Annotated in this window: 12 protein-coding genes; all 12 read left to right on the top strand. The window is 70.8% G+C overall.

Going from position 1 to position 11,686, the window contains the following annotated elements; all coding sequences use genetic code 11:
* Positions 1 to 153: 153 nt before the first annotated feature.
* A complete protein-coding gene (locus RR3_RS17410; RefSeq protein WP_010593587.1) occupies positions 154 to 963 on the top strand; it encodes a crotonase/enoyl-CoA hydratase family protein in 810 nt (269 codons plus the stop codon).
* A 47-nt stretch (positions 964 to 1,010) separates the two neighbouring features.
* A complete protein-coding gene (locus tag RR3_RS17405; protein ID WP_017681960.1) occupies positions 1,011 to 2,168 on the top strand; it encodes an acyl-CoA dehydrogenase family protein in 1,158 nt (385 codons plus the stop codon).
* A 32-nt stretch (positions 2,169 to 2,200) separates the two neighbouring features.
* A complete protein-coding gene (locus tag RR3_RS17400; RefSeq protein WP_064065885.1) occupies positions 2,201 to 3,751 on the top strand; it encodes an acyl-CoA synthetase in 1,551 nt (516 codons plus the stop codon).
* Positions 3,748 to 4,371, top strand: a complete 624-nt coding sequence (locus RR3_RS17395) for a TetR/AcrR family transcriptional regulator (protein WP_010593584.1) — start codon at positions 3,748 to 3,750, stop codon at positions 4,369 to 4,371. The genes RR3_RS17400 and RR3_RS17395 overlap by 4 nt, the downstream gene beginning before the upstream one ends.
* A 23-nt stretch (positions 4,372 to 4,394) precedes the next feature.
* The gene (locus tag RR3_RS17390) at positions 4,395 to 5,543 is read left to right on the top strand and encodes an acyl-CoA dehydrogenase family protein (protein WP_026138049.1); all 1,149 of its coding nucleotides are present in this window, start codon (positions 4,395 to 4,397) and stop codon (positions 5,541 to 5,543) included.
* The gene (locus tag RR3_RS17385; RefSeq protein ID WP_064065886.1) at positions 5,543 to 6,607 is read left to right on the top strand and encodes an acyl-CoA dehydrogenase family protein; all 1,065 of its coding nucleotides are present in this window, start codon (positions 5,543 to 5,545) and stop codon (positions 6,605 to 6,607) included. Before RR3_RS17390 ends, RR3_RS17385 begins: the two co-directional genes overlap by 1 nt.
* A gap of 95 nt (positions 6,608 to 6,702) precedes the next feature.
* On the top strand, positions 6,703 to 7,464 hold the full coding sequence (locus RR3_RS17380) for a tyrosine-protein phosphatase (protein WP_064065887.1): 762 nt from the start codon (positions 6,703 to 6,705) through the stop codon (positions 7,462 to 7,464).
* Entirely contained in the window at positions 7,461 to 8,678 is a 1,218-nt protein-coding gene (locus RR3_RS17375; RefSeq protein WP_064065888.1) for a CaiB/BaiF CoA transferase family protein, read from the top strand. The genes RR3_RS17380 and RR3_RS17375 overlap by 4 nt, the downstream gene beginning before the upstream one ends.
* 94 nt (positions 8,679 to 8,772) lie before the next feature.
* Entirely contained in the window at positions 8,773 to 9,417 is a 645-nt protein-coding gene (locus tag RR3_RS17370) for an FMN-dependent NADH-azoreductase (RefSeq protein ID WP_064065891.1), read from the top strand.
* 265 nt (positions 9,418 to 9,682) lie between these two features.
* Positions 9,683 to 9,826 carry a hypothetical protein gene (locus RR3_RS24955; protein WP_162919339.1) on the top strand — a complete coding sequence of 48 codons (144 nt, stop codon included), beginning with the start codon at positions 9,683 to 9,685 and terminating at the stop codon, positions 9,824 to 9,826.
* 1 nt (position 9,827) lies between these two features.
* Entirely contained in the window at positions 9,828 to 10,754 is a 927-nt protein-coding gene (locus tag RR3_RS17365) for an ATP-binding cassette domain-containing protein (RefSeq protein WP_040274877.1), read from the top strand.
* Positions 10,751 to 11,563 carry an ABC transporter permease gene (locus tag RR3_RS17360; RefSeq protein WP_010593577.1) on the top strand — a complete coding sequence of 271 codons (813 nt, stop codon included), beginning with the start codon at positions 10,751 to 10,753 and terminating at the stop codon, positions 11,561 to 11,563. Before RR3_RS17365 ends, RR3_RS17360 begins: the two co-directional genes overlap by 4 nt.
* Positions 11,564 to 11,686: the final 123 nt, after the last annotated feature.

Genomic DNA, 11,686 nt, shown 5'->3' with positions numbered 1-11,686 from the left:
TCGCGTGAGCGCGGGCGTTCGACTTCGCGTGAGCGCGGCCGGCCCGGCCGTCGCGGCGTCCCCCTCTTTACAACGGGTCCTCGGCACAGTAATTTGAACGATCGTTCGACCTAATCTGCTGCCTGCCGTTCCGTCGGCCGAAAGGACCTCCGCATGAGCGCACCCGAGGACGTCGTACTCTCCAGCCGCGAAGGCCACGTCACGACGTGGACGATCAACCTGCCCGAGGCGCGCAATCCGATCTCCGGCGACGACGTCGTCGAGCGGCTGGTGCAGCTCGTGGACGAGGCGAACGCGGACTACGAGACCCGCGTGGTGATCCTCACCGGCGCCGGGAGCGCGTTCTCGGCCGGCGGCAACGTCAAGGACATGGCCGACCGTACGGGGATGTTCGGGGGCGCCCCGCATCAGCTGCGGGAGGGCTACCGTCGCGGAATCCAACGGCTGCCCAAGGCGATCTACCACTGCGAGGTGCCGATCATCGCCGCCGTCAACGGTCCCGCGGTCGGCGCCGGCTGCGACCTGGCCATGATGTGCGACATGCGGATCGCCTCGAACACCGCGTTCTTCGCCGAGAGCTTCGTCAAGCTCGGCATCATCCCCGGCGACGGCGGCGCCTGGCTGCTGCCCCGCGCCATCGGTGCGGCGCGGGCCGCGGAGATGGCCTTCACCGGCGACCGCGTCGACGCCGCCACCGCGCTCGAGTGGGGCATGGTCTCCCGGGTCGTCGAACCCGATCAGCTGCTCGCCGCGGCCGGTGAGCTCGCCGCCCGCGTCGCCTCGAACCCGCCGCACGCACTGCGCATGACCAAGAAGCTGATGCGCGAGGGGCAGCGCCAGGATCTCGACAGCATCCTCGAGCTCTCGGCGGCGTTCCAGGCCCTCTCGCACCACACCGCCGACCACGGCGAGGCCCTCTCGGCGTTCCTCGAACGCCGCGGCGGGAACTTCACCGGGAACTGACCGCCGCGCCCTCGCGGGTCGCCGCACGCAACGAAGGGAATACGGCCGTGGAGCGGACGATCTTCAGCCGGGAGCACGACGAATTCCGGTCCATGGTGCGCGATTTCATCGCGCGAGAGGTGCTGCCGCATCGCGAGGAGTGGGACGAGCTGGGCCGGCCCCCGCGCGAGTTCTTCCACCGCCTCGGTGAACTCGGCATCCTCGGCATCCAGGTGCCCGAGGAGTTCGGCGGTGGCGGCGAGGCGAGCTTCAAGTACAACGCCATCGTGTTCGAGGAAGTGGCGCGGGCCGGGGTGTCCTTCGGCTCCTATACCGTGCACTCCTGCCTGATCCTGCCGTACCTGCTCGAATACGGTACCGACGAGCAGCGGAAGCGCTGGTTGCCGGACTTCGCGTCCGGGCGGATGATGACCGCCGTCGCGATGACCGAGCCCGGCACCGGCTCCGACCTGGCCAGCATCGCCACCACGGCCACGCTGTCCGCCGACGGCTCGCACTACGTCGTCAACGGCGCGAAGACGTTCATCACCGGCGGCGTCACCGCCGACCTGGTCCTCACCGTGTGCCGCACCGCCCCGTTCGACCCGGAGGACCGTCGCGCCGGACTGTCGATCCTCTGCGTCCCCACCGACGCCGAGGGGTTCTCCGTCGGCCGCAAGCTCGACAAGCTCGGTCTGCACCAGCAGGACACCGCCGAGCTGTCGTACCAGGACGTGAAGGTGCCGGTGGAGAATCTCCTCGGCGAGGAGGGCAAGGCCTTCGGCTATCTCGCCCACAACCTGCCCCAGGAACGTCTGAGCATCGCGTTGAACCAGGTGGGCCAGGCCGCGGCCGCGATCGAGCATGCCCTCGCGTACACCCGGGACCGCACGGTGTTCGGCAAGCCGGTGGCCTCCTTCCAGAACACCAAGTTCGTTCTCGCGGAATGTTCCGCCGAGGTGCAGGCGGCACGGGTCTTCGCCGACCACTGCCTCGAGCTGCTCGACCGGGGCGAGCTGTCGGTCGCCGACGCCGCCCGGGCGAAGCTGTTCTGCACCGAGGTCGCCGGTCGCGTGATCGACAGGTGCCTGCAGCTGCACGGCGGGTACGGCTACATCACCGAGTATCCGATCGCCCGGCTCTACGCCGACACCCGCGTCAGCCGGATCTACGGCGGCACCAGCGAAGTCATGAAGACGATCATTGCCAAGGACCTCGGCCTGTAACCGTCCCGTCAGGGCAGGTGGAAGGAGCTCGGATGTATCCCGGACGCTACGCGTCGGTCACCCCGGACAAGCCGGCGGCGATCGAGGCCGCCACCGGCCGTGTGGTGAGCTACCGTGAGCTCGAGGACCGTTCGGTGCAGTTCGCACACTGGCTCCGCGCCCACGGCCTCGGCCTCGGGGACCACCTCGCGGTGCTGTCGGTCAACGACGCCACCGCATTCGAACTGTACTGGGCGGCAGTACGTTCCGGAATGTACGTGACGTTCGTCAACACGCATCTCGCCCCCTCCGAGGTCGCCTACATCGTCGACGACTGCGACGCCACCGCACTCGTGGTCTCCGCGCCGCTCGCCGACCTTGCCGTCGCCGTTACCGACGACACGCCGAAGGTGCGGCACCGCTTGGCATTCGGCGGCGACATACCCGGACACCTCGGATACGAAGCCGAGATCGCCGCGATGAGCACCACCCCGCCGGCCGACCAGCCCGGCGGCACGGACATGCTCTACTCGTCGGGCACGACCGGCCGGCCGAAGGGGATCAAGCCCGCGCTCAGCGGAGTGCAGGTCGGTGAGCAGGCGGCCTCCAACGCGGTCGGCCTGCTGCAGAGTTTCGGCTTCGACGACGGTTGCGTGTACTACTCCCCGGCGCCGATCTACCACGCTGCGCCGCTGCGGTTCGGGGCCGCGGCGCAGGCCCTCGGGGGCACCGCGATCGTCGCGGGCAGGTTCGACGCCGAGACCTGCCTCGCCGACCTCGAGCGCCACCGCGTCACCCACAGTCAGTGGGTGCCCACGCATTTCGTCCGGTTGCTGAAGCTGTCCGAACGGGCCCGCGGCCGCTACGATCTGTCCGCGATGCGGGTGGCCATCCACTCGGCCGCGCCGTGCCCGGTCGAGGTCAAGCGCGCCATGATCGACTGGTGGGGTGAGCGGATCTACGAGTACTACTCGTCCACCGAATCCGTCGGCAGCACCCTCGTCTCGCCGCAGGAGTGGCTCCGCAAACCCGGCACCGTGGGCCGCACCGGTCACGGCCACCCCAGCCGTGCCCGCATCTGCGCCGAGGACGGAACGGAGTTGCCGCCCGGGCAGATCGGGTCGATCTACTTCGAACGTCCCGGGTACAGCTTCGAGTACCACAACGATCCGGAGAAGACGGCCGAGTCGCGCCACCCGCTCCACCCCACCTGGGCGACGACCGGGGACATCGGATATCTCGACGAGGACGGCTACCTCTTCCTCACCGACCGGGCCATGTTCACCATCATCTCCGGCGGGGTCAACATCTACCCGCAGGAGATCGAGAACGCACTCGCCTTGCACCCCAAGGTGTTCGACGTCGCGGTGATCGGCGTGCCCGACGCCGAGATGGGCGAATCGGTCCGGGCGGTCGTCCAGCCGGCGGTGGGCGTTGCCGGCGACGAGGCGCTCGCCGCCGAGTTGATCGCCTACTGCCGCGACCGCATCGCCGGGTACAAGTGCCCGCGCAGCGTCGACTTCGTCGCTGCGCTGCCCCGGACGCCCACCGGCAAGCTCGTCAAGGGGGCGCTGCGCCCCGTGACCGCCGGAGGTGACCGATGAGCGTCCGGCGGGGCACCTATGCACGACAGGGAGACACCGTCGTCCCCTCGGAGCGGCAACGGGTGTTCATCGAGGCGGCCCGTCGCGAGTTCGTCCGCAACGGATACGGGGCCTCGTCGATCCGGACGATCGCCCAGGAGGCCGGCGTCAGCCTGTCCGCGCTGTACTACCACTACAAGAACAAGCAGGACCTGCTGCTGGCCATCCTGATCGACGGCGTCAACGCCTTCGACGCGATGTGCGACGAGGAACTCTCGCGTGTCGGGGACGACCCGGTGGAGCGACTGCGGGCCCTGGTGATCGCCCTCGTCCGGTTCCGCACCACCTGCCAGGAGCAGAGCCTGATGATCGGCACCGAGGTCCGCAACCTGGAACCGGAGAACGCGGCGGTCTACGAGCAGCGGCGACGTTCCGGAAACGAGTTGCTGGGCAGCATCATCGAGGACGGCGTGAAATCCGGAGCGTTCACCACCCCGTACCCGGAGGACTGCCGCCGCTCGATCCTGGCGATGACGACCTCGATCGCGAACTGGTACGACCCGGACGGTCCGGACACCCCCGCCGACATCGCGGCCCGATACGGCGACCTGGCCCTGCTGCTGCTGCAACCGCGACCCTGACCCCCTCACGGAAGAAGACGACGATGCGTACATCACTGGTGCCGTCCGCCGGTGCCCCCGACCCGAGCCTCGCCGCGTTGCGAGCCGAGGTGCGCGCCTTCCTGCGCGAGCAGATCGACGCAGGCGTGTTCACCCCCGGCGTGGACACCTGGCTCGCCCGCTGGAACACCGACTTCACCAAGGCCCTCGCCGCCCGCGGCTGGGTCGGCATGACCATCCCCACCGAGTACGGCGGGCACGGCCGCACCTTCATGGAGCGTTTCGTCGTCACCGAGGAACTCCTCGCGGTCGGCGCACCGGTCGCCGCCCAGTGGGTCGCGGACCGGCAGGCGGCGCCGTCGCTGCTCAAGTACGGCACCGAGGAGCAGAAACGGCGGTTCCTGCCCGGCATCGCCCGCGGCGAGATCTGCTGGGCCATCGGCATGAGCGAACCCGAGTCCGGATCCGACCTGGCGAGCGTGAAGACCAGGGCCGTGGAGGTCGACGGCGGCTGGCGCATCACCGGCACCAAGCTGTGGACCTCCGGCGCCCACCACGCCGACGCCTTCTTCGCGCTGGCCCGCTCCGCGCCGCTCGACCCGGCGCACCGGCACGCCGGACTGAGCCAGTTCATCGTCCTGCTGGACTCGCCCGGCGTGGAGATCCGGCCCGTGCTGTCGATGTCCGGTGAGCACCACTTCAACGAGGTCGTCCTCGACGACGTGTTCGTGCCCGACGACCTCGTGCTCGGCACCGTCGGCGACGGCTGGGCGCAGGTCACCTCCGAACTCGGCTACGAGCGCAGCGGCCCGGAACGCTTCATGTCCACGTTCGGGGTGCTCGCCGGGGCGGTGGACGAGGCCGGCGCCGGCCGTCTGCCGGCCGACCCCCGCATCGGCGCGTTCGTCGGCCGGATCTTCGGCCTGCACCACATGTCCCGCGGGGTGTCCGAGGCACTGCAGCGGCACGAGAACGCGGAGGTCGCCGCGTCGGTGGTCAAGGTGCTCGGCACCCAGACCGAGGGCGACATCGCCGACCTCGCCGACGAACTGGCCGACGAGAGCGACACCGCCGGGGAGGGGTTCGCCGAACTGGTCCGAGCCGGCGTCATGCAGCGTCCCGGATTCACCCTCCGAGGCGGCACGAGTGAGATTCTGCGCGGGGTCATCGCGCGGGGATTGGGGATGCGCTGATGAGTAACGCGACTACTGGCAACGACGTCGAGATGCGCGAACTCGCGCAGATGCTCGAACAGCTCTTCGGTGAGCGCCGCGGCGACGATCACCGCCTCGACGGGCCGCTGCGTCTCGACCGCGAACTGTGGTCGACCCTGGCCGAACTCGGTCTCGCCCGGCTCACCGGTCCGGAGGCGGACGGGGGCAGTGAGGCGGGCTGGGCAGAAGCCGCCTACCTGCTCGGCGCCGCGGGCGCCGGTGCCGCGGCGGTGCCGGTTGCCGAGAACGACCTCCTCGCCGGCTGGCTGCTGCAGCTGTCCGGCTGCGAGCGCGCGGTGACCGATCCGGCGGCGGCACGCACCGCCGCCGTGCTGACCGCCGACGGCTCGGCCCGGCACGTGCCGTGGGCCCGCGACGTCGACGCCGTCGTCGTGCTGTGGGAGACGGACGGCACGTGGCGGGTCGCCGACGTCGCCCGCGCCGACGTCGAGGTCACCGAGGCGGTCGACGTCGCGTCCGAGCCGCGCGACCACATCCGCGTCGACGTCGCCGCGCTCTCCGGTGCCGAGGTGCCGGACGGCACCGCGGAGGAGTTCCTGCGCCGGGGCGCGCTCGCCCGGGCGCTGGCGATGAGCGGCGCGATGGAGCGGGTGCTCGACCTGGTGGTCGGCCACACCACCGCCCGCGTCCAGTTCGGCCGTCCGCTCGCCAAGTTCCAGGCGGTGCAGCACCTGGTGTCGGACATCGCCGCCGAGGGGGCGCTCGCCCGCGCCGCCGCGCAGGCCGCCGTGACGATCGCCGAGGATTCCGGATTCGGCAGCGACGAAGCGGGATTCGCGATCGCCGCCGCGAAGTCCTGTGCGGGGCACGCCGCGTCGGCGGTGGTGCGCAACGCCCACCAGAGTCTCGGCGCGATCGGCTTCACCATGGAGCACGAGCTGCACCGGCACGCGAACCGGCTGCTGTCGTGGCGCCGGGAATTCGGCTCCGTCCGGTTCTGGGACGACAGGCTCACCGCGGCGGCCGTCGAGGCCGGTTCCCGGGGGCTCTGGCCGCTGATCACCGACGGCCGGCCGGAGTAGTCCGTACCGGGACCCCGCTGGACAGGGACCGCCGGTCGGGTATCGACTGTGGGGCGACGGGGCACGGGGTCCCGGGCGAACGAGAAGGGGCGCACGTGCAGGACGAAGAGCAGTCCGGACCCGGGCCGGTGAACCTGCGGGACCTCGGTGGGCTGCCGCTGACCGACGGCGGCCGCACCGCCGCCGGTGTGCTGTACCGCGGCGATGCCTGCTACACCGGCGACGTGGTTCGCGGACTCCTCGCCGAGCGGCCACCCACGACGGTCGTCGACCTGCGCTCCGACGCCGAGCGCGGCCACCGCACCTACACCTGGCCGGACGGCACGCACGTGCACCGGCTGTCGCTGCACGCGGACGCCGCGCCGGGCGGGCGCACCGGCCTCGCCGAACTCTACGGCCGCGTGGTCGACGTGGCCGCACCGCTGTTCGCCGGGCTCGTGCCGGTCGTCGCGCGGGCCGCGGGCCCGGTCCTCGTGCACTGCACCGCCGGCAAGGACCGCACCGGCCTCGCCGTCGCCGTCCTGCTGCTCGCGGCGGGGGTGGAACCGCAGGCCGTCGTCGACGACTACGTGGCCACCGACACGAACATGCCCCGTCTGTACCGTCGCTGGGAGGCCGTCGGCCTGCGCGTGGGCGGCTCGTCCCCGGGCGGTGGCCGGGCGGTACCGTCGGAACTGTTCCGCGCGCCCGCCGAGGCGATCACTCCGATCGTGGAACGCCTCGTCGCGCATCCCGGCGGGCCGGAGGCGTGGCTGATCGACCACGGCGCGCCGGAGGACGATGTGCGACGGTGGCGCTGCCGTGCCCGGGGAGAGGCCGCGACGGCATACGAAGACAGGAAGGCGCACACGCGATGAGCGAGCACAGCGAGCCGGGAAGCGAGGCATCGACGGGCCTGCCGCTGGCGGGCATCACCGTCGTCAGCCTCGAGCAGGCGGTCGCCGCCCCCATCGCGACCCGCCACCTCGCCGATCTCGGCGCCCGCGTCATCAAGATCGAACGCATCGGGGAGGGCGACTTCGCCCGCAACTACGACGCCGCCGTCCACGGGCTGGCGTCGCACTTCGTGTGGCTCAACCGCGGCAAGGAGTCGATCTGCATCGACCTCAAGGCCGCCGAGGGCCTCGCCACGGTGCGTCGCCTCGTCGACGACGCCGACGTGGTGCTCCAGAACTTCGCGCCCGGCGCGGCGGCGCGGCTCGGGCTCGGCGCCGACGAGCTGCGGCGCGCGCGGCCCGAGCTGATCGTGGTGAACATGACCGGTTACGGCACCGAGGGCCCGCTGCGCGAGCGCAAGGCCTACGACATGCTGGTCCAGGCCGAGACCGGGCTGTGCTCGATCACCGGCACCCCGGAGACCGCCACGAAGACCGGCATCCCGACCTCCGACATCGCCGCCGGCATGTACGCGCTCACGTCGATCCAGGCGGCGCTGTTCCGGCGCGAGCGCACCGGAGCGGGTGCGACGATCGACGTGTCGATGTTCGATGCGACCGTCGAGTGGCTCGGCCACCCGATGTACCTGCAGATGTATCAGGACACGCAGGTCCAGCGGATGGGTCTGAGCCACGCGTCGATCGCGCCCTACGACGCGTACCCGACCGTCGACGGGAAGATCCTCATCGGCGTGCAGAACGACCGCGGCTGGCGGGCGCTGGTCACCGAGGTGTTCGGCCGCCCGGATCTCGCCGGGCACCCGAAGTTCGCGACGAACATCCTGCGGGTGCAGCACCGCGCCGAGACCGACGCGGTCGTCGCCGAGCACACGCGCCGCTTCGAGACCGCCGAACTCGACAAACGGCTCGCCGCCGCGGGGGTACCCGCCGCCCGGCTGAACGAGATGAAGGATCTGATCGAGCACCCGCAGCTCGAGGAACGGAACCGCTGGCGGGAGGTGGGCACCGAGGCGGGCCCGGTGCGGGCCGTGCTGCCGCCCATGACGTTCTCCGACGTGGAGATGCGCATGGGGGCGGTCCCGGCGCTGGGCCAGCACACCGACGCGGTGCTCACCGATCTCGGCCTCACCGACGAGCAGATCGCCGGGCTGCGTGCCGCCGGCATCGTGCAATAGCCGGTAGCCGACCCGGCACGGTCATCGACCCGGCGCAGTGATCCACCGGCGCAGTGATCCACAGGTGCAGTACTCGAACCCGAAGGAGCCCGACGTGCCCCAGCTGTTGCAGCTCGATTCGTCCGCGAACCTCGAGATGTCCGTCTCCCGCGAGCTGACCCGTCTCTTCGCCGACACGTGGCGCCGGCGCGGACCCGGCCACACCGTGATCCAACGGGACCTGCACCGAGACCCGGTCCCGCATCTCGGGGACGCGGAACTGCACTACGCGCCACGCCTGCGGGCACCCGGCGCCTCCGTCGATCCCGCGGCGGAGGCCTTGCAGACGGAGCTGATCGCCGAGGTCCGGAGCGCCGATGCCGTCGTGATCGGTGCCCCGATGTACAACTGGTCGCTCCCGTCGACGCTGAAGGCGTGGATCGACCACATCCACGTACTCGGCACCACCGTGCCGTTCGACACCCCGGACCAGCCGTTCGCGGGCACGCCCGTCGTCGTGATCTCGAGCCGCGGGCTGGCCTACGGTCCCGGCGATCCGGACGAGGGCCTCGACCACACCGTGCCGCCGCTGCAGCAGGTGCTCGGCACGTCGCTGGGCATGGACGTCACGGTCGTGACCGCCGAATACACCCTGGCGGGACGTATTCCGGCACTGGAGCCGATGACCGAGCGCTCCACGGCAAGCCTGGACGCGGCGCGTGCGAAGGTGCAGCGGCTCGCGCACGGTCTCGGCGCCTGAGCCGGGCGCGGCCGGTCCTCTCGTCGGCTCTCAGGCGAATCCGGCGGCGGCTCCGAGGTCTTCAAAGGTAGTTCCGCGCCAGTGGCTGCGCTGGGAGATGCGTCGTGTGTGGTTGGCCGACGGGCTCCCCTCACGTCCACTCGTTCGGTTCTTCCGGGCCGCGCTCGAGCGGTCGCTGTCGGTGTGATGCGTCCAAATCGCGGGTCGCTCGTCAGAGATGTCGACTTCCCAACCCAGGGGAGCGCCGTCTCGGAAGGACCCTCAGATGACGACCATCCGTGTCCACATCGCGCTCGACGCCGACGACACCGACGCACCGCCCCTCCCTGCGGGGGTGCCCCGACGTTCGGGCCGGCGACGCCGGAGCGCGCCGGCAGTGCACGTGCCCGGCACCGGTTCGGAGGCGTGAGATGAACGCCCCTGCAGTAGTAGTGGACGATCTCCATGTCGCCTACGACAAGACGTGGGCGCTCGACGGCCTCGACCTCGAGGTGCGGGCGGGCACGACGCTCGGCGTGCTCGGCCACAACGGCGCCGGTAAGACGACCTTGATTCGCGTGCTCACCACGCTGGTGCGGCCGACCGTCGGCCGGGCGCTGGTCGAGGGCCTCGACGTCGTCACCGACGCGATGGACGTGCGCCGCCGGATCGGAGTCACCGGCCAGTATGCCGGACTCGACGAGTTCCTCACTGCCCGAGAGAATTTGGAACTGATAGGCCGCCTCGCCGGTCTGCGCGGCCGGGCACGGGCTCGGGCCGACACTCTGATCGACCGGCTCGGGTTGCTCGACCTCGCGTCGCGGCGGGTCGGTGAACTCTCCGGTGGGTCACGACGTCGGGTCGACCTGGCCGCCAGCCTGGTCGGATCTCCGTCGGTACTGTTCCTCGACGAGCCGACCACCGGCCTGGATCCCATCGCCCGCAGCGCGCTGTGGGACGTCGTCGACGAACTCACCACCAACGGCACCACCGTCGTGCTCACGACCCAGTACCTCGAAGAGGCCGACCGGCTTGCCGACCACATTGTCGTGCTCAACCGGGGGCGGGTCGCCGCCCGCGGTACGCCCGCCGAGCTGAAGCGGATTGTCGGCGGCAAGGTGGTGACCGCCACGATTCCCACGCACCAGCTCGGCGGCCTGCCGTTCGGGCCCGAGACCGAGAATCCCGTCGACGGCGGTCGGGTCCGTGTCTCGCTCACCGTCGGCGACGCGATGACCGCTGCCGAACTCGTCGCCCAGCTCGCCCGGGACCGCGTCGACGTCAGCGACCTCGATGTCGCCTCGCCCAGCCTCGACGACGTCTTCACCCACCTCACCCACGACGGAGCCACCCCATGAACGCCATGCTCACCACCCGATCCGGGCGGTCACCCGCCGCAGACCAGCTCGCGGCCCTTGTGGTCCGCAATCTGCGCACCAGTGCCCGCGTCCCGCAGTTGCTGATGTTCTCGCTGACGATGCCGATGGCGATGTTGGTCCTGTTCAGTCAGGTGTTCCGCAGTGTGGCGGCCGGACCCGGTTTCCCTCCCGGGGTCAGCTACATCGACTTCCTCACCCCCGCCATGCTGGCAGTCTCCACCGTGATGGCCGGCACCAACGCGGGGGTGTCCGCGGCGATCGATCACACCAACGGCCTGCACGACCGCTTCGCCGCGCTTCCCATGCGGGCGGCGCTGCCCGGTGTGGCGCGCACGCTCAACGAAGCCGCGTTCACACTCGCCCGGGCCGCGCTCCTCGGTGTCGCCGCCGTCGTACTCGGGTTCGAATTCCATGGCACCGTCGTCGACGCCCTGGCCGGCATCGTCGTGCTCGCCGTGCTGGCCGCGGCGATGAGTGCCCTGTTCGGGCTCATCGGTGACCGGCTCCGCCGTCCCGATGTGGTGCAGTTCGCCGGGATGATGGTGATGATGCCGCTGATGTTCGTCTCGAGCGCGTTCGCCCCGCTCGAGACCATGCCGGGTTGGATGCAGGCCGCCGCGACGCTCAACCCGGTCGCCCACGCCACCGATGCCCTGCGCGGATACGAGCTCGGCACCGCCACGTTCGGCGACACGGCCACTGCCGTTGTCGCCGCGGTCGCGCTGTGGGCGACGGTGACGCTCCTGCCCGGCATCGCGCGCCGGTTGCGCGCGTCGGTCGCGCGTTGAGCCTGCCCACCTGGGCGGTGCGCTGCCCGGATGGTTCATACCCGCGATCGGACTGACCGTCCACGGGACTGGAAGGTCGTCGTCGGTCGAACAGATCGCTCGACTGTGTAGTCGAGAGAAGGC

Source organism: Rhodococcus ruber NBRC 15591 (assembly GCF_001894945.1).
GTDB classification, from domain to species: domain Bacteria; phylum Actinomycetota; class Actinomycetes; order Mycobacteriales; family Mycobacteriaceae; genus Rhodococcus; species Rhodococcus ruber.
This window is presented reverse-complemented; position numbering and strand designations above follow the sequence as displayed.